At 46.7% G+C, this 18,616-nt stretch carries 18 protein-coding genes and 1 riboswitch; of the genes, 4 read left to right on the forward strand and 14 right to left on the reverse strand.

What is annotated here, in order from left to right; all coding sequences use genetic code 11:
- Positions 1-281 precede the first annotated feature (281 nt).
- The 7 genes from LCM20_RS10885 to LCM20_RS10915 all read right to left on the reverse strand — a co-directional run bounded on the left by LCM20_RS10885 (position 282) and on the right by LCM20_RS10915 (position 7,138).
- Positions 282-1,529: an aminopeptidase gene (locus LCM20_RS10885; RefSeq protein WP_225195480.1), complete on the reverse strand. Its 1,248-nt coding sequence runs from the start codon at positions 1,527-1,529 to the stop codon at positions 282-284.
- A 58-nt stretch (positions 1,530-1,587) separates the two neighbouring features.
- Positions 1,588-3,015, reverse strand: coding sequence for a cryptochrome/photolyase family protein (locus LCM20_RS10890; protein WP_225195481.1), 1,428 nt, complete (start codon positions 3,013-3,015; stop codon positions 1,588-1,590).
- A 93-nt stretch (positions 3,016-3,108) separates the two neighbouring features.
- Positions 3,109-3,576 (reverse strand): 6,7-dimethyl-8-ribityllumazine synthase, encoded by a 468-nt coding sequence (gene ribE / locus LCM20_RS10895; RefSeq protein WP_225195482.1) that lies wholly within the window; start codon positions 3,574-3,576, stop codon positions 3,109-3,111.
- 16 nt (positions 3,577-3,592) lie between these two features.
- The gene (locus LCM20_RS10900; protein WP_225195483.1) at positions 3,593-4,786 is read right to left on the reverse strand and encodes a bifunctional 3,4-dihydroxy-2-butanone-4-phosphate synthase/GTP cyclohydrolase II; all 1,194 of its coding nucleotides are present in this window, start codon (positions 4,784-4,786) and stop codon (positions 3,593-3,595) included.
- Between the two features lie 14 nt (positions 4,787-4,800).
- The gene (ribE, locus tag LCM20_RS10905) at positions 4,801-5,451 is read right to left on the reverse strand and encodes a riboflavin synthase (RefSeq protein WP_225195735.1); all 651 of its coding nucleotides are present in this window, start codon (positions 5,449-5,451) and stop codon (positions 4,801-4,803) included.
- An 8-nt stretch (positions 5,452-5,459) separates the two neighbouring features.
- Positions 5,460-6,551, reverse strand: a complete 1,092-nt coding sequence (ribD, locus tag LCM20_RS10910; protein WP_225195484.1) for a bifunctional diaminohydroxyphosphoribosylaminopyrimidine deaminase/5-amino-6-(5-phosphoribosylamino)uracil reductase RibD — start codon at positions 6,549-6,551, stop codon at positions 5,460-5,462.
- Between the two features lie 129 nt (positions 6,552-6,680).
- A riboswitch (FMN riboswitch) is annotated at positions 6,681-6,832 on the reverse strand.
- 60 nt (positions 6,833-6,892) lie between these two features.
- On the reverse strand, positions 6,893-7,138 hold the full coding sequence (locus tag LCM20_RS10915) for a hypothetical protein (RefSeq protein WP_225195485.1): 246 nt from the start codon (positions 7,136-7,138) through the stop codon (positions 6,893-6,895).
- A gap of 483 nt (positions 7,139-7,621) precedes the next feature.
- On the opposite strand from LCM20_RS10915, the gene LCM20_RS10920 reads away from it, so the two are divergent.
- Entirely contained in the window at positions 7,622-9,283 is a 1,662-nt protein-coding gene (locus LCM20_RS10920; protein ID WP_225195486.1) for a glycoside hydrolase family 13 protein, read from the forward strand.
- 53 nt (positions 9,284-9,336) lie between these two features.
- On the opposite strand, the gene LCM20_RS10925 is transcribed toward LCM20_RS10920, so the two are convergent.
- Entirely contained in the window at positions 9,337-9,789 is a 453-nt protein-coding gene (locus LCM20_RS10925; protein WP_225195487.1) for an OsmC family protein, read from the reverse strand.
- A 116-nt stretch (positions 9,790-9,905) separates the two neighbouring features.
- Here LCM20_RS10925 and LCM20_RS10930 point away from each other — a divergent pair, with 116 nt between their 5' ends.
- Positions 9,906-10,811 (forward strand): hypothetical protein, encoded by a 906-nt coding sequence (locus LCM20_RS10930; protein WP_225195488.1) that lies wholly within the window; start codon positions 9,906-9,908, stop codon positions 10,809-10,811.
- Positions 10,812-11,196: 385 nt separating this feature from the next.
- Here the strand turns inward: LCM20_RS10930 and LCM20_RS10935 are convergent, their stop codons facing one another.
- The 5 genes from LCM20_RS10935 to pepT form a co-directional block, all read right to left on the reverse strand.
- On the reverse strand, positions 11,197-11,646 hold the full coding sequence (locus LCM20_RS10935; RefSeq protein ID WP_225195489.1) for a GNAT family N-acetyltransferase: 450 nt from the start codon (positions 11,644-11,646) through the stop codon (positions 11,197-11,199).
- Entirely contained in the window at positions 11,643-12,245 is a 603-nt protein-coding gene (locus LCM20_RS10940; protein WP_225195490.1) for a hypothetical protein, read from the reverse strand. The genes LCM20_RS10935 and LCM20_RS10940 overlap by 4 nt, the downstream gene beginning before the upstream one ends.
- An 11-nt stretch (positions 12,246-12,256) precedes the next feature.
- The gene (locus LCM20_RS10945; protein ID WP_225195491.1) at positions 12,257-12,448 is read right to left on the reverse strand and encodes an SE1561 family protein; all 192 of its coding nucleotides are present in this window, start codon (positions 12,446-12,448) and stop codon (positions 12,257-12,259) included.
- Between the two features lie 169 nt (positions 12,449-12,617).
- The gene (locus LCM20_RS10950; protein WP_225195492.1) at positions 12,618-13,412 is read right to left on the reverse strand and encodes a TerC family protein; all 795 of its coding nucleotides are present in this window, start codon (positions 13,410-13,412) and stop codon (positions 12,618-12,620) included.
- Positions 13,413-13,705: 293 nt separating this feature from the next.
- Entirely contained in the window at positions 13,706-14,935 is a 1,230-nt protein-coding gene (gene pepT / locus LCM20_RS10955) for a peptidase T (protein WP_225195493.1), read from the reverse strand.
- Between the two features lie 165 nt (positions 14,936-15,100).
- Here pepT and LCM20_RS10960 point away from each other — a divergent pair, with 165 nt between their 5' ends.
- The gene (locus tag LCM20_RS10960) at positions 15,101-16,177 is read left to right on the forward strand and encodes an AI-2E family transporter (RefSeq protein WP_318247310.1); all 1,077 of its coding nucleotides are present in this window, start codon (positions 15,101-15,103) and stop codon (positions 16,175-16,177) included.
- A gap of 83 nt (positions 16,178-16,260) precedes the next feature.
- Complete coding sequence (locus tag LCM20_RS10965) at positions 16,261-17,451, forward strand: MFS transporter (protein WP_225195495.1); 1,191 nt, start codon at positions 16,261-16,263, stop codon at positions 17,449-17,451.
- Positions 17,452-17,503: 52 nt separating this feature from the next.
- Here LCM20_RS10965 and LCM20_RS10970 read toward each other — a convergent pair whose 3' ends face one another.
- Positions 17,504-18,589, reverse strand: coding sequence for a DctP family TRAP transporter solute-binding subunit (locus LCM20_RS10970; RefSeq protein ID WP_225195496.1), 1,086 nt, complete (start codon positions 18,587-18,589; stop codon positions 17,504-17,506).
- Positions 18,590-18,616: the final 27 nt, after the last annotated feature.

Below are 18,616 nucleotides of genomic sequence, written 5' to 3' on the forward strand. Positions count from 1 at the left end.
GACTGTCCGCTTCCTGATCGGTGCGATGCCTGTCCCATTTAGAGTTTTATCGGACTGTCCGCTTCCTGATTGGTGTGGTGCCTGTCCCATTTAGAGTTTTATCGGACTGTCCGCTTCCTGATTGGTGTTGTGCCTGTCCCATTTAGAGTTTCATCGGACTGACTGCCCATCAGCGCGACGCCTGTCCGATAAACACTCGGAGTCATCCACAAAACAAAACCCGGACGACGCTTCGATTTACGAATGCGTCATCCGGGTTGATGGCAGGCCTAAATCAGCCTTTATTCACTTCCTTCGTTAAAATCAATCGCCCATGAGCCTTTGCGGAAGATCGGTTCGAACTGGCCGTCGTGCGTTTCACCATCGATGTCCAGTTCGCTTGAGCCCATCATGAAGTCTTCGTGGATAAGGCTGTCGTTTACGCCCTGCGTATCCATCTGCGTTTCATCAAGGGACGATCCGCCTTCGATGTTTGTCGGATACGCTTTACCGAGCGCAAGGTGACAGGACGCATTTTCATCGTAAAGGGTGTTGAAGAAAATGTGACCGGACTGAGAAATCGGGGACTCGTCAGGAACGAGCGCCACTTCACCAAGACGCTTCGCTCCGTCGTCGCTCTCTAGAAGGTGCTTAAGCGTGTCTTCGCCTGCTTCTGCTGTGAAGTCGACGACTTTTCCGTTTTCGAACGTAAGCGTGAAGTTTTCAATCAGATTACCGCCGTATGCCAATGGTTTTGTGCTGGACACTGTACCTTGCACACCGTATTTATGCGGCATCGTGAACACTTCCTCTGTCGGCATGTTCGGATTGAATTCTGTTCCCTCTTGGGACTGGGTAGAGCCTCCGTGCCAGATGTGGTTCTGTACGAGTTCAATCGACAGATCCGTTCCAGGCCCTTTGTAATGAAGCTTCTTATACTGCTTCTGGTTTAAGTATTCGCGTGCTTGACGCAGCTTCGCATTGTGCTCATCCCAGGCTTTGATCGGGTCTTCCTGATCAATACGCGTGATGTATTTAATCTGGTTCCAAAGCTTAGACTGCGCTTCTTTTGGTTCAGCGTCAGGGAAGACCTTCTGTGCCCATGCCTGTTGTGGATATGCGACAATCGACCACGTCGTCTTGTCGTTCATGATGAATTCGCGGTACGTCTTCAACGCTTCTCCGCTCGCTTTATTCGCTTTCGCCACGCGGTCAGAGCTGACATCCTTCAGTAGGTCAGGGTTCGGACCATAGACGGTCAATAGAGAATAGCCGTCCTTGACCATTTCTACAAGCCCATCCGCTTTCCATTTCGGGAAGTTCTCCAACACACTTTCAGGAGCATTCTTCATTTTCAAGAATGTTAACACTTCGTCACTCCACTCTACGTGGACATTCTTTGCGCCTTTTCCATAGGCTTTAGCGGAAATGGTGCGCACAAGGTCAGACGCCTCGATCGGTGCGTTGATGATCAGTCCTTGTCCTTTTTGAATGTTTACGCCTTTTTCAAGCGCAAGTGCTGCATACTTTTCAAGTTCTTTTTGATTCAAAGCAAGTACCTCCTACTATTATCGTTTCTACTATTATTTCATATTGATTGAGCGAATCCTAGCTGGAGCCATCCTTCTGATCCTTGAACATCTCTATCGCCTTGTCTCTCATCGTTTTATGATCGACGACAGGCTCTGGATAATCCTCTCCGATCATACAGCGAGCCTTCTCCTGTTCATTCTCCGGCATCTTGGAAGGGTCATGTATATATTTTTTCGGGACATCCTTGAGCTCTGGAATCCACTCTTTAATAAATCGGCCATGTGGGTCAAAGCGCTCTGACTGCCTTGTCGGATTGAAGACTCGGAAGTATGGAACAGGATCCGTACCGGTCGACGCGGCCCACTGCCAGCCTCCGATATTCGAAGCCGGATCATAATCGATCAACTTCTCAGCGAAATAACGCTCCCCTTTCCGCCAGTCCATCAGAAGGTCTTTTGTTAAAAAAGAAGCCGTCGCCATGCGCAGGCGGTTGTGCATCCATCCTGTTTCATTCAGCTGTCTCATGGCAGCATCAATGACCGGGAATCCCGTTCTGCCTTCCTTCCAGGCGTCAAATAAATCGTCATCATTGTTCCAAGGAAGCCCTCGGTATTTTTCCACAACTTCCTGATCTTTGGACTGAGGATAGAAATGATAGATCATGTTGTAGAAGTCGCGCCAGGCGAGCTCTAAAATATACGTTTCGACGCCTTCGGTATTTTTGCGGAAGTCGACTTCATCCTGAATGTAATGGTAGAGCGACCTTACGGAAACCACGCCTGTTCGAAGGAACCTCGACATCTTACTCGTCCCGTCTACAGCAGGGAAATCCCGCTCGTCATCGTAGTCGTAAATGGGGCCGTCGATGAAGTCTTCGAAGCGATCCCATGCGTCCTGTTCACCGATTCCGTCAAACTCCCTTTCTGTCATTCCGACGAGATCGTCGTACGCCTTCCTGCCATCTTTAAAGGAAGAAGTATAGTCAACAGCCAAGGCTTCCAGCTTCTCGTGATCCACTTTCTGAACAGCAGGCTTCGGCACCTGTTTCCACTGCTTATAATAGGGCGTGAACATTTTGTAATAGCCGCCTGTTTTCTTCGATATTTCCTGTGCTCCGTGCATGTGATGATCGATATAGGCACAAGCCTCTGCTTCTTTGTCGTCCATGTACTCAAGGAATGCATCATCACGCTGCTTCCCGAAACCCGATTCGTCTTGGTTGAAGTACACGTAGTCGACGTCTACTTTTTCAAATAGATCATCGAAAGCTTCCTCCAATGATCCCTCGATAAAATGAAACGGTACTTTCGAATGCTCGACCAAGTGGTTGAGTGTTTGAAAGAAATAATCATGAGTCGCATGGAACGACTTATTCAAGTCGGGATGTATGTGAAAAAGAAGGAGGAGTTCATCACCTTTCTTAGAATCCTCGATCGCTTTTGATAAAGCGGTGTGATCATTCAATCGTAAGTCTCTTCGGAACCAAACGGCTCTTGTCGTCATGTTGTTCACCTTCCTCTACATGCATGATTCCTTATTTTCATTTTTTATAAACAAAAAAACCGGCTCCCTATACAGGAAGCCGGTGAGAGAATATTACTGGAAGTTCTTCATCAATGTCGCCATTTCGATGGCGCCTGTTGCTGCTTCCCAGCCTTTGTTTCCTGCTTTCGTACCTGCACGTTCGATGGCCTGCTCGATCGTGTCCGTTGTGATGACACCAAAGATGACAGGTACACCGGACTGCTGAGAAGCTTGGGATACCCCTTTAGCCGCTTCTCCGCATACGTAGTCGAAGTGTGGTGTAGATCCTCTAATGACCGCACCAAGCGTGATGACCGCATCGAACTTGCCGCTTTTCGCCATTTGATTCGCAACGAGTGGGATTTCGAATGCTCCCGGTACGTAGGCGACTTCCACTTCGTCAAGATCGACACCGTGACGCTTCAAGGCATCAATCGCGCCCTCATACAGCTTGCTTGTAATAAAATCATTGAAACGCCCAACGACGATTCCGACCTTCAAACCTGTACCTACTAACTGACCTTCCCATACTTTAACCATTTATAATTCCTCCTTATTAGAAATGAAATAAGTGCCCCATTTTCGACTGTTTCGTTTTCAAGTATTCTTCATTTTCTTTTCGCGATGGCATCTGAATCGCTACACGCTCGACAACCTCGAGATCATAGCCGCCAAGTCCAGAGATTTTCTTCGGATTGTTTGTCAGAAGCTTAATTTTCGAAATTCCGAGGTCTCTCAAGATCTGTGCTCCTACGCCGTAATCGCGCAGGTCTGCCCCGAAGCCGAGCTTCTCATTCGCCTCGACTGTGTCGTATCCTTCTTCCTGAAGCTTATACGCCTTCAGTTTGTTGACCAGCCCAATACCCCGGCCCTCCTGTCTCATGTACAAAAGAACCCCGCTGCCGTTCTCGGAAATCTGCCTGAGGGCATTGTGAAGCTGGGGTCCGCAGTCACAGCGGTAGGAACCGAAGACATCGCCTGTCAGACATTCGGAATGGACACGGACCAATGTCGGTTCGTCAGGCTTGATGTCACCTTTTACAAGGGCCACATGGTCTTTGTGATCGATGTCATTGCGATACGCAATCGCTTTGAAATCACCGAACGCTGTCGGCATGTTCACTTCCACTTCTTTTTCAACGTGGTTTTCATTTTTATGACGATATTGGATGAGGTCCGCGATTGTAATCATCGGAAGATCGAACTCATCCGCCATTTTTCTCAAATCAGGGACGCGTGCCATCGTTCCGTCGTCTTTAATAATTTCACAGATGACGCCGGCAGGGTTCGCGCCAGCTAATTGAGCCAGGTCCACCGCAGCTTCTGTATGTCCTGCACGGCGGAGGACGCCGCCTTCTCTTGCAACAAGCGGGAAGATGTGCCCCGGTTTATTGAAGTCGTTCGCCGTTGCTTCCGGGTTCAGCATTTCTTTGATGGTCGTCGCCCGTTCATCAGCTGAAATCCCTGTTGTCGTACTTTTGTGATCGATACTGACTGTGAACGCCGTCTTATTCGGGTCCGAGTTGTGATCGACCATAGGCTGTAGATCCAACGTTTCTGCCAGCTCTTCCTGAACCGGCGCGCATACAAGACCACGACCGTACTTAATCATGAAGTTGATCATCTCTGCGTCGGCATACTCGGCAACACCGATCAGATCCCCTTCGTTCTCACGATCTTCATCATCACACACAATAACAAGCTTCCCCTGCTTCAATCGTTCAATCGCTTTTTCAATAAGATCGAACATGTCTCTCACCTCATTTATGCGAAGCCATTGTCTTTAAGAAAATTCATCGACACATCGGGCTTCTGATTTTGTGATTGTTGATTGCTTAAAAAATGGGCCACATATTTGCCGATCATATCGCATTCGATGTTGACCTCATCCCCCGGGCCTTTATCGCCGAGCACAGTGTGGTCAACGGTATGAGGAATCAGGGAAATCGTGACACGGTTCTCCTCCACGCCATAGACCGTGAGCGAAGTTCCATCGACGGCAATCGATCCTTTATAAACAAAATAGTGAATCAGTTCGTCCGGCAGTTCAATTTCATAATAGACCGCATTGGACTCCGGTTTCTTCGATACGATTTTACCGGTTCCATCGATATGTCCAGATACGAGATGGCCTCCAAAACGTCCATTCGCAGCCATTGCCCGTTCTAAGTTGACCGGACTCCCCTGCTTCAATGCATGCAGCGTCGTCGCTCTGTACGTCTCCGGCATCACATCGAAACTGACCGTATCCTTTGAAAAGTCTGTCACCGTCAGGCAGACGCCATTCACGGAAATGCTGTCACCAAGCTGGACATCCTCCAGCACTTTTTCAGCCGTTAACTGAAGCTCCAACGCCTCCGTTTTACTTTTCACGGCTTTCAATGATCCGATTTCTTCTACAATCCCTGTAAACATCTTCTCTGTCACCCTTTCTTGATCGAAACGATTTTCACATCTTCTCCAACTTTATCTGTCGAAACGACTTGATAGGCATCCACATCCGCTAAGTGAGCGATCCCTTTTCCGCTCACAGGGGTTAAGGCGCCTTCTCCGCCAATCAGCTTAGGAGCCATGTATGTGATGACTTCATGGACCTTCCCAGCCCGTACAAAAGCGTCTGCAACCGTGCCGCCTCCCTCGATCAGAAGGGTCGTCACGTTCTGCTCCCCTAAATACGTGAGCACATCAGACGCCTCGATCCTGTCATAAGGCTGCTCAATGATCGATACGTGTGGATATTGGCTGAATGCCTCTTTCTTATCCGCTTCAACTTTTTGACCAACAAAAATCCAAGTCGGGGTTTCTTCATTTTGTATGATTTTTGCAGAAGGGGGAGTCCTCAGCTGACTATCCAATACGACTCGAATCGGATGACGCCCTCCGCCTTCGATTCGGGTCGTCAAAGAAGGATCATCGGCAAGCACCGTGTTCACACCGACGAGAATAGCGTCCGATTGATGACGGTACGTATGTCCATCAAGACGCGCAGCCTCACCTGTAATCCATTTACTCTCTCCCGCTGCTGTCGCGATTTTGCCGTCTAAGCTCATCGCCATTTTCAACCGGACGTACGGTTCTTTGTGCTGGATATAGTGGAAGAACGTTCTGTTCAGTTCGTCTGCTTCTTCTGCGAGGACGTTCTCCACGACTTCCAATCCAGCAGACCTCATCCACTCTATGCCGCGGCCGGCGACCTTCGGATTCGGATCGTGGGAAGCGACGACAGCCCGCTTGATTCCGGCGTCGATTACGGCTTTTGCACACGGGGGTGTTTTTCCGTAATGACTGCACGGTTCAAGCGTTACATAAATATCTGCACCTTCCGCTTTCTCACCCGCCATCGCTAGAGCGTGGACTTCAGCGTGCGGTTCTCCTGCCTTTACATGGACGCCCATTCCGACGACTTGATTATCCTTCACCACAAGAGCTGCGACCGACGGGTTCGGTGATGTCTGACCGACGGTTTCCCGGGCCATCTGAATCGCGAGTGACATGTAATGCTCATCTCTGTCCATCTCGTAACCCTCCTTCTCCAAACCAAAATAAAAAAGACCCTGAAGAAGACATACTTCTCCAGGGTCTGTAGATTCGTAAATTTGCGTATAGCAAAATCAGGCACACCGATTGTGCACCATTTACGTCTCGCTATCCTTCTCCCATCCAGACTTTCACTGTCGGCTTTGGAATTTGCACCAAATCAGGGGGAAACGTGCTTCACACTGCTTCCCCGTCGCGGGCTTGGAACATGATGTTCATTACCGCCGGCTGGGATTTTCACCCGACCCCGAAGGATTCAATATTTAGTTGATGTACTCTTAATATATATGAAATACGATTCGCTCGCAATTCTTTCGTTTCAGCCTTTCTCCAATACAATAACTCCGAACTGTTCCTTCAGTCGAAACGGGCCGTGGAACCATTCAAACTCTCCGTTGGAACGTGAAACTCTTGCAAGTTGTACGCCATCATTCTTTAAGCGATTAATCAAACCTCCCGTAACCTGCCTGTCCAGTTGAAACACGATGGATTGATCGATTCTGACCGCATAATCTCCTCTGATATGAAGCGGAACATCATCTAATAGTAGAGTTTGCAAATTCATTTTGACACCTCTTGTCTATACAATTGTACTCATTAGAGGAAAATAATAGCATAATTTCATTATTTCACTCAATAGGAACGACTGTTCTAATCACCTCTTCTTAAGACCTTAAACCTTCCTGATTCTTATCATAAAAGAATCACTTGTTGCTGTCAGAACAGGGCGTTAGTAGATATGCATGATATTGATAACAGGATAGTTTGTTTTTAAAGACATGTTTAAGGCACTTGAAAGACTAGGACTTTCCCAAGTCTATTTTTCGTGCAACAGGTGATCTGAACGTGATTATCAGATTCTCTTCATCTTAATATTGTCAAACGGAGTGAAATCGTTTACTATGAAAACAGCAAAGAAAACGGTTGCACAATACAGGAATTCAACCTCTTGTTCTCGAATATTCATAATAAGGGGTTTTTATATTAAAAAATGATGCAAACGGTTGCACTTACGTAAACAACATTAGATGAGAAAGTGGGAATGATCATGGAGAGAGTTTGGTGGAAAGAAGCAGTTGGCTATCAAGTGTATCCACGTAGTTTTCAGGATTCAAATGGCGATGGGATTGGTGATCTGCAAGGAATGATCGACCGTCTCGATTATGTAAAAGACCTCGGAATTGATTTCATCTGGATCTGCCCGATGTACAAATCCCCGAAAGATGACAACGGTTATGACATATCCGATTATCAGGATATCCTCGAAGAATTCGGTACGATGGCCGACTTCGATCAGCTGCTTGAGGAAGTTCACAAGCGCGACATGAAGTTGATCATCGACCTTGTGTTGAACCATACGAGCGACGAGCATCCATGGTTCATCGAATCCCGTCAGTCCAAGGACAATCCGAAGCGTGACTGGTACATTTGGCGCGATGGTAAGGACGGCAAAGAGCCGAACAACTGGGAAAGCATCTTCGAGGGCTCTGCTTGGGAGTACGATGAGAAAACAGATCAATACTACCTACATGTGTTCTCTACTAAACAACCAGACTTAAACTGGGAAAACCCTGAAGTGCGTGAAGAGTTGTACGATACGGTCAATTGGTGGTTGGACAAGGGGATCGACGGCTTCCGTATCGACGCCATCAGCCATATTAAGAAGCGCCCTGACCTTCCTGACATGCCGAACCCGAATAACGAAGAATACGTCTCCTCCTTTGATATGCATATGAACCAGGAGGGCATCCACGAATTTCTTCAGGAATTCAAAGACCGCACGTATGACAATTACGACGTCATGACGGTCGGAGAGGCGAATGGTGTCAGTGCCGACGAGGCCGATTTATGGGTTGGGGATAATGGAAAAATGGACATGGTCTTCCAATTCGAGCACTTGGACCTTTGGGACAACGACGGAGATAAGAAGCTTGATGTCGTAGGCTTGAAGCAGGCACTTACCCGTTGGCAGAAAGCACTTGAAAATGACGGCTGGAATGCCTTGTTCGTTGAGAACCATGACAAAGCCCGTGTCGTATCCACTTGGGGAGATGACAAGGAATACTGGAAAGAAAGTGCGAAAGCGATCGGAGCGATGTACTTCTTTATGCAGGGAACGCCTTTCATTTATCAAGGGCAGGAAATCGGCATGACAAACGTCGCCTTCCCATCCATCGAGGATTATGATGATGTAGCCGCAAAGAATTTATATAAAAACAAAAAAGCACAAGGCATGGCGCACGACGACATTATGGAAATTCTGTGGAGCACTTCCCGGGACAACAGCCGTACGCCTATGCAGTGGAGCGGCGATGCAAATGCCGGCTTTACGAGCGGCAGTCCATGGATGAAGATCAACCCGAATTTCAAGGATGTCAACGTCGCGGATCAATGGAATCAGGAAGGATCGATCCTCCAGTTCTATCGTGAGATGATCCGCATGAAAAAAGAACACGACCTTTTCACATACGGCATCTATGATTTACTCATGGAAAACGACGAGCAGGTCTATGCTTATACAAGAACCCTTGATGACAAAGTGGCTCTCGTTGTCACGAACTTGACCGACCGGGAAGCCCACTTTGAATCCGGGCTTACTGTATCAAGTGAGCAGTTAGCGTTAAGCAACTACGACGTGGAAGTTCACAAGGGCGAGACGTCCATAGCATTGAAGCCTTTCGAAGCACGCGTCTACTTGATTGAAAACTAAGAGAAAAGCAATAACACAAAAAGCTCCTCGCATTGAGGAGCTTTTCTTTTGATCTATTTTGATTGAATGCTTGTGTGAGCGTCCATCTCAAGTTCTACGTTGCCTTCGATCGCTCTTGAGATCATGCAGCTCTTCTCTGCTTTTTCAACCAGACGGTTCAACTGACTGAGGTGCTTCTCCGTTGCTTCAGCCTTCAGCACGACTCGCGGTTTGTGGATTATTTTTTTATACGTGAAGACTCCGTCTGTGACATCGACGATTCCTTCCGATTCCATATCCATCTCTTCAAGCGGTAGAGCCGCGCGTTCAATCAGCGCTGCGAGACTTATGATGTAGCACGTAGCAGCAGCTCCGAGCAGCATTTCATCAGGGTTGGTTCCGATATCAGGACCATTCATCTCTTTAGGAATAGAGATTTTCGTCTTCAATTTATCTGATTCAATATATCCGACATTATCGCGTCCCCCGGGCCAATCTGCTTTTAAATGAAAGTGGTGTAACGCCATCCTTCTCACTCCTTCTACGGACTATTGTAATCGTTATGAAAAAGAGAAGAAAGTGTTGTGCACAAAAAAGGAAATCATAGGGAAGAACCGAATATATACGAGTAGGAGGGATTCAGGTGGAAAATTTGTCACAGAACACGTATCAAGCTGCGAAGCAATTCATTCGCGAGCATGCCCGTGAAGTTGAACGCGCGAAGATGGATGACGACACAAAAAGCATGATTGAGGCACTCAAGCCTTACCAAAACCCAGACGGTGGATTCGGACGCGGACTTGAATCAGATATCCGTCTTCCTGGTTCATCAGCTATCGCAACATCCGTCGCATTACAGCACTTAGTAACTGTTGATTCATCTGAAGAAGCGAGAGTGATGATTCAGAAAGCGATTGGCTACCTGGAACAAACCTTTGATGAAGAACGTCAAGGCTGGTTTGCCGTGCCACCAGAAGTCAACGACCACCCTCACGCCTTTTGGTGGTCCGTCCATGAGAATGGACAGTCCTGGATTGATGCAAATTGGGGGAACCCTTCTGCAGAGTTGATTGGATACGTGCTTAAGTACCGGGATTTCACTGAGAAGTTGGATGCAGATCGACTCGTTCGACAATCTCTCGATCACTTCTTATCGCTTGAGTCATTCGAATCCGAGCACGAGATCTACTGTTATCACCGCTTCTTCACCATGCATCCTTCTTTCTATGAAGATGCGCATCGGCAGCAAATGAAGAAGGCAGTCGATTCGATTGTGGTACGAAGCCGTGAAGAGTGGAAGAATTACGTCCCCTTTCCGCTCAAGTTCAAACCATCCCCTCAAAGCCTTGAGGTCGGGTTGTCTGATGCAGATATACAGGAAAACCTCGACTTTTTTGTAGAGGGATTAGAGAAACGCCCCTTGATCAGTCCCCCTTGGACATGGCAAAGAGACGAAGACGTATGGCCGACGGCTGAAGCCGAATGGCAGGGCGTCCTTACACTCGAAGTCCTGACATACCTGGAAAACTATAAACGAATAAAGTCGTGATGAATGCCTCATCACGAATTACAGAGTGTTAAGAAAGTCTTCATATTGATTCTCGGGCTGTTGTACAACTGAGAATATATGCTATGTAGTAGGATGTTCAAATGGATGGTGTTCGCACAAATAATCGAATTAGAGTCTGGTTGTTGTTTAGGTTCTGTATCCACTGTTATCGCAAAGTGGGGTGGAAAATGATGAGACTCCTGCGGGATTTACGGACCACGGTGAGATCCCCGAAGACGAAGTCTGATGCCCCAAAGAATCAAGGATGTTCGAACTAAAACCGCCACGTCCTGTGGCAACATCGAACGACCCAACTTCCTGTTGGGCCGCGGAAAGCGAATTATTTTCCACCCCACTGAACTCTCAATTCCATACAGAACCTTCATCACGACTTTTTCATTTTGACAAAAGGATAGACATCCCCATTTGTCGGCTGCATAAATTCTTCTGTTTCAATGAAGCCATTTTTTTCATAGGCTTTGATCGCTCGGGTATTGAACTTCGCTACGGACAACGTGAATGCAGACGGATTGTACTTCTCCTCTGCAAACTTCAGACCATTTTCGATAAAGGGCCTTCCTTTTCCCTGCCCCGTCCAATCTGGTCGCAGCCCGAGCCCCACGTCTAGAGAACCTTCAATTGGAGTGAACGTGAAAAATCCAATCAACTCTTCTTCAACATGTACACTATATGTATCGGGGTTACGCTTTTCCTCTGAGATGAACTCTTCGTAGTCCTCCTCATCAGCCGTCATGTCATAAAAACTGTACGGCTCCGGATACTTCCAATGAGCAATCCTTTCCGCTTCCTCTTGTGTAATCGGCTGGATCCTCAAATTTCTTCCTCCTTCCGTAATAGCAGATAAGCAAGCAAGCCAATGACAGGAATAATCCCCATCCAGTGCCGTTGATTGACCCGTTCACGCTTCCCTTCCTTCCAAAATATTACAAAGACAGACAAAGCCGTTAATACGAAGAAATCGACAGTCATGACGTGAACGAATTGAGAAGATTGAAAGGCTCTCGCATAAAGAGAAGCATCTCCCTGTGAAAAGCCATACACAAATAAAGCGATGGCCCCCGCGAACAAGAGCGCTTTGAAAAGAGTCGACTGAATCAAATTCTGGACAGACTTTGGTGTTCGCACATTCCTCTTCCGGTCTCCTCTTGATAGGAAAAAGTATGGCATAAGAGCAAATGCCCCGAGTCCAAACGAACCGATGACAAACGGCCAGACAGGTAAAGCACTATCGTCTTCACCAAGAAGAATCAACGCGAATGCCATTGGGTAAACGCCTAGAAGGCTGAAGACCATGAGGAGCAATGGGTCCGGGTCGTCCATCGTGACAAGCTGTTGGAGGTACCCCTCGTTCCCGTCCGGCGCCACCCAGACGGCATAACAAATAAACGCGATCCAGATGAAAAAGAAAACCATCCTTCTCCCAATCATTGCTGCTCCCAATCCTTTTTAAAACGCTCCATTTTCATCTGCAGCTGTTGAATCATATCGAGCACACGATTGAAATCCTCCATATCGACAACGTCCGGATCCATCGTCGATACGACTTGGTTCAGCATTTGAATACGGTTTTTAATATAGTGGAACTGATCGGAAGGCTGTTCTGCTGCTTTACCCATAAGTCATCACCCCTTTTCTTCTATTCTACCCTTGATAATCAGCAACGAAAACAGAAAGGTCTTCACCGAACACCCCAAAGTCCTGACGGGCAGCAAAAAGCGTCGTCCTCCCTTTTTATCAAAAGAAATAGCTGCAGATATTACTCTGCAGCTTTAGTGTATATCGACATTATTCTGATGTTTCGTTTTCTACATCTTTCTTCGGCGACAAGAACCAGCCTAAAGCAGCGATGATGACCAATATGCTATAGAAGGAAACCTTCCACACGGTAGAATGCGAGAAGTGTTCATCAAGGACTTGAACATTCGGGTGAGCCAGCGTTTGTACAAGAAGTTTGACCCCTACCCATCCCACGATGACGAAAGCGGCAATCTCAAGACCCGGACGGGATTTCAACAAGTTTACGAACACGCCCGCTGCATAACGCATGATGATAATTCCGATCATACCACCTGCTAGAACGACAGCGAATTGACCGCCATCTAAGCTTCCCACATCAGGAAGTGCCGTTTCCGGCAAGGCAACCGCCAGCGCAACAGCAGCAAGGATTGAATCTACTGCGAACGCTAAGTCCGCCAATTCCACTTTAACAACTGTAGCCCAGAAGCCTTTTCCTTTTTGTGATTCAGCATCGACAATCTCTTCTTCTTCTGTTTCTGCCTCATCCTTCTTACGATCTCTCCATTTGTCCACGAGGTGTTTAATCGATATGAACAGTAAGTATGCCGCACCTATAGCCTGAACCTGCCAGACATCCACAAGAAATGAAATAACAAATAAAGATCCGAATCGAAGGACAAATGCCCCGAATAAACCATAGAACAAGGCTTTCTTACGCTTTTCTTCCGGTAAGTGTTTCACCAGGATAGCGAGCACAAGAGCATTATCGGCAGCAAGGATCCCTTCCAATCCAACTAATACAAGTAAAACCCAGCCATACTCAATTAATAATTGCACGTCCACAGTGTGTCTCTCCTTTTTCAAAAAAAATTGGCCCCTACCACGACGGTAAAGGCCAAAAAAACAGACCTTTACCGCTGGTGGGTAAAGGTCTCGCTAACAACGTCCGTTGTCAATAAAGCCGGGGATTACTCCCGAAATGACGACTTTATTGTAAAAGCTACTCCCCTTTAGGAATTTGCTTAATTCTTCCTTTATCATAGCATGCGGCCAGATTTTGTCAATGAAGTATTTTAGAAAAAACTTATGGCGTCCTTAGTATTGAACAACCCGATCGCTTTATACAATCTCTTCGACTACTCCGCTTTTTCTTCAAAAAGCCGCGCGATTTCAACGATGACTTTCGCTGATTTTTCCATATTATCTACGGACACATACTCATACTTTCCGTGGAAGTTCTCTCCACCTGTAAAGATGTTCGGTGTCGGCAGTCCCATATAGGAAAGCTGAGAACCGTCCGTACCACCCCGAATCGGCTTGACCAGAGGATCGATGCTTTCATTTTTCATCGCTTCGTACGCAATATCTACAATATGCTTCACAGGCTCAATTTTATCGCCCATGTTGTAATACGAATCCTCGAGCTCAATCGCCACACGGTTCTCTCCGTATTTTTCTTTAAGCTGAGTAGCAACCGCCTGAATCAACTCTTTTTTCTGAGCGAACTTCGCTTTGTCGTGATCGCGGATCAAGTAAACAAGGTTCGCTTGGTCGACATTCCCTTCGAATGAGTTCAAGTGGAAGAACCCTTCGTATTCTTCCGTGTGTTCCGGCGCTTCCTCTGCCGGCAGCTGATTCTGAAAATCGATTGCCAACTTGACGGCATTGACCATCTTATCTTTTGCTGTTCCGGGATGGACACTGTTTCCGTAAAAATGAACCTTCGCTGTTGCCGCGTTAAAGCTCTCATACTGCAACTCACCTAATGGTCCGCCATCTACTGTATAAGCGTAAGAAGCTCCGAACCGCTCGACATCGAACTTGTGTGGACCGCGGCCAATCTCCTCATCAGGTGTAAAGGCCACACGGATATCACCGTGCTTGATTTCAGGATGGGATGCCAAGTGGTGTAAAGCGGTCATAATCTCCGTAATGCCGGCTTTGTTATCCGCGCCAAGCAGAGTCGTGCCATCTGTTGTCACAAGGGTGTGTCCCTTATATGTAGACAGTTCCGGGAAGTCAGCTGGCGAGAGTACAGTCTCTTCGTTCAACTGAATGTCACCACCATCATAATCTTCCACGATTTGTGGGCGCACATTCTGCCCAGTAAAGTCCGTTGCGGTATCAATGTGGGCAAGGAAACCGATCACAGGCACTTCTTTATCTGTATTAGACGGAAGAGTTGCCATCACATAAGCGTGCTCATCCACTGTCACATCACTTAATCCGATCTCCTTCAATTCCTCGACTAATTGATGGGCGAGCTCCCACTGCCCTTCCGTGGATGGCGTTGATGTACTTGCCTCATCCGATTGTGTATCCAGCTTCACATAGGAAGTAAACCGATCCAATAATTCCTGCTTCATCTTTTTATTCATCTCCTTGTACAGTTTCCAACAAAATTTGGTATGCTTATATTATACGCGCTGTAAACAGAGGCGCAAGCAAACCAGAAGTCGTTACTTTTACATAGAAAAAAGGAAAAACGATTCTATAAGCGAATATAACTATTTAAATCCTACATAAAAGGTGTGTCGTCATTGATTCATAAACGTTGGTTCCAAACACTTGTGGCCGCTATTCTCGTTTCCCTGCTCATTCTATTGCTGAATAAGATTCAATTCTTCTTTGATCCAATTCTCATCTATATCGGCGCCATTGCTGTGCCGTTGATCGGAGGGGGCATCCTCTTCTACTTATCAAGACCGGTTCTTGAACTGTTAGAGTCCTACCGATTACCGAGGATCGCTTCCATTGTCGTGATTTTCCTACTTTATATTCTGCTTGGATTCATCATCGTCCAGTTCATCGCACCAATCGCTCAGGAGCAGTTCTCGAAGCTTGCGAACAATTTCCCACGAATGGTCGAGATGTTCGGGGAAACCATTACGTACTGGCAGCAGAACCAGGATATCATTCCGAGCGAATTTGACGGGACGATTCAGAACGTCATTGATAACCTGCAGTCTTATTTGCAGGACGCATCGACGATCATCATTAACGTCATCAGTGAGTTGATCGGGTTCGTCTTCGCGCTTGTACTGATTCCGTTTTTCCTTTTCTTCATGCTCAAGGACGGAGAGAAGTTAACTCCGTTCATCGCTCAGTTCTTGAACAAGCGTGCAGCGAAGAGCTTCAAGAAGTGGGCGCACGCCGTAGATTCTACGTTGCAGTCCTTCATCCTCGGACAAATGACAGTCAGTATCGTAGTCGGGTTGCTGCTGCTTGTCGGTTACTTGATCATCGATCTTCCTTACTCGCTGACGCTCGCTCTGTTCGCCATGATGATGAACGTCATTCCGTTTGTAGGACCGTTTCTCGCCGTGATCCCGGCAGCGCTCGTTGCCTTTTTCCAAGATCCGATTCTCGTTCTCTGGGTTGCGGTCATCATGATTGTCGCTCAACAAATCGAAGGGAACTTCGTTTCACCGAATGTCATGGGAAAGGCGTTGAATATCCACCCTCTAACCATCATTACGCTTATTTTAGCCGCTGGTGGACTTGCTGGGTTCTTAGGATTGATCTTTGCCATCCCAGCCTATGCGGTGATTAAAACAACGATCAGTCACCTCTATGAGGAATGGATAGATCGTCAGGAACAAACATAACCAAATTTATTGAGGATATGAACGAAACCCGCTATGCTTAAACATAGTGGGTTTTATTTTGTCGAAAAAAGGAGGATGACTTCATGCAGAAACCACTTCCAAAGCTTTGGACATGGCCTTTTATCTTTCTTGTCTTAGCGAACTTATTTACCTTTATGAGCTTCCAAATGCTTTTACCCAACCTCCCTCCTTACATAGAATCGATTGGAGGAAGCAACCTTCAAATCGGGTTGATCACGACGACCTTTGCTTTTGCGGCAATCTTAATCCGACCTTTTATTGGGCATTTGCTGTCAACACGACCAAGGAAGGTGCTTGTCTTAGTCGGCGCCATATCCTTATTGATTATGACCGCCTTGTATCCAATCACTCAGATCGTCACGGTTCTATTGGTCATTCGATTCATCCACGGAATTGCGTGGGGCTGGTCCACTACGGTAAATGGAACGGCAGCTGTCGATCTTGTACCAAGGAGAAGAGTCGGTGAAGGAATGGGATACTTCGGATTATCCGTCACCGTCGGGATGATCATGGCCCCTAGCCTAGGAATCTATCTGTATCAGAACTTCACCTTCGATTTACTCGTCTGGATTTCGGTCGGTCTCGGGATCATTGCGATCCTTCTCTTCTCTGTCACGAGTTTTGTCACACCTGACAGCGTCTATGAAAACCAAAAGAATCCACCGAAGTTTTCATTTTTCGGGTCGCTTATTGAAAAGAACAGCCGTTACCCGGCGTTGGTCACGTTACTGAACACGTTCGGTTACGGATCGGTTGTCACCTATATCGTCATATTCGGGAACGAGCAGGGATTGACGGGAACCTTCCTGTTTTACTTCTTCAATGCCGTTCTGGCTACCATTTCGCGTCCGATCACAGGGAAATACTTTGATAAACACGGACCATGGAACTTGATCATCATCTGTTCGGTTCTCTCCTTCATCGCGATGTGGATTCTCGCCTTTGCGAGCAGTAATCTTCACCTTATCCTATCGGGAGCTATTTTTGGAATCGGGTTTGGATCGATGATGCCGGCTCTTCAAGCATGGGTCATTTCCAAAACGACAACGGAACGCAGTGGGATCGCAAACGGGATGTACTACTCATCCATCGACCTTGGTATCGGCTCCAGCGCTCTCATTCTTGGGTTCATTTATCAATTCGTCGAAACAGCTACACTGTTCAAAATCTCGAGCTTTCTGTTTATTGTCGTCCTGATCCTTACATGGCTCGACTACCGTAAACAAACCGAACCATGGGAACCGGTTCAATAAGAACAAAAAGAAAGAGCCTGGAGACAATTCTCCAGGCTCTTTTCATCGTTTATTATTCAGATGCTGAATTAATTTCTTCTTCCAGCTTATCCAGAATCGCTCCATCTACTGTAGAAACTTCTTCACGATAGAAGTCACGTACATCCATCGCTGCATCTTTGAACATTTGACGCTGATCTTCTGTCAGCTCAATGATTTCAGTTGGGTTTTCTTCATCATTTTTAATCGTTTCCAACCACTCTTCATTTTGAGCCTGCTGCTCATCAAATACCCATTGCTGCATTTCTTGTACAGTTTCATCTACCATTGCTTTCATTTCATCATTAAGACCTTCATACCAACCCGTATTGACAGTTGTCATCGCTACGTAGTTGTTATGGTTAGAGACTGTCATGTAATCTTGTACTTCATAGAACGATGCATCTCCAATAAAGAAGATTGGGTTTTCTTGTCCCTCAACCGTTCCACGATCAAGAGCTGTATAAAGCTCAGACCAGCTCATTGGCGTTGGTTCCGCACCATAGGCACGATAAGATTCCAAAATCAATGGAGACGTCTGTGTACGCATCTTGAAGTTTTGGAAGTCAGCTGGTTCTTCTAAAGCAGTACCAGATGAAGTCCACTGCATCGCTCCTTCTGTCCAGAACGAAAGAGGTGAAATATCGAACTCTTCATAACGCTCGCGAAGATCTGTATTCAAAGCTTCACTAGAATTCAAAATTTCCTGTGTTGTTTCTACACGATCCGGGAAAAGGAAATGAAGAGCAAAGATTTGTCCTTCTTTTACCATGTTCCCTGTAAATCCAGGTGACATAACAGCCAATTCAACAGCACCATTTTGAAGCTGCTCAACTTGGTCCGTCTCGCTTCCTAGACCTCCGAATTCATAAACATCGATATTAACAGCGCCGTCAGATTTTTCGTTCATACGTTTTGCAAATTCCTCAGCGTATTCATATTGTACCTGTCCATCCACTTCTTCTGTAACGAAACGCCAGTTATAGGTTTCTCCTTCACTGCCTCCGTCACCTTCTCCACCAGCGTTTTCTCCACTATCTCCGCCACAAGCAGCCAGTACGGTGCTCAAGACGAGTAAGAACGCTAAACTCAGTACATGTTTAAATTTTAAAATGATCATGACCTCCCAAGTTTTTTATAGAAATTC

Source organism: Halobacillus litoralis, assembly GCF_020171725.1.
GTDB lineage: Bacteria > Bacillota > Bacilli > Bacillales > Halobacillaceae > Halobacillus > Halobacillus litoralis_F.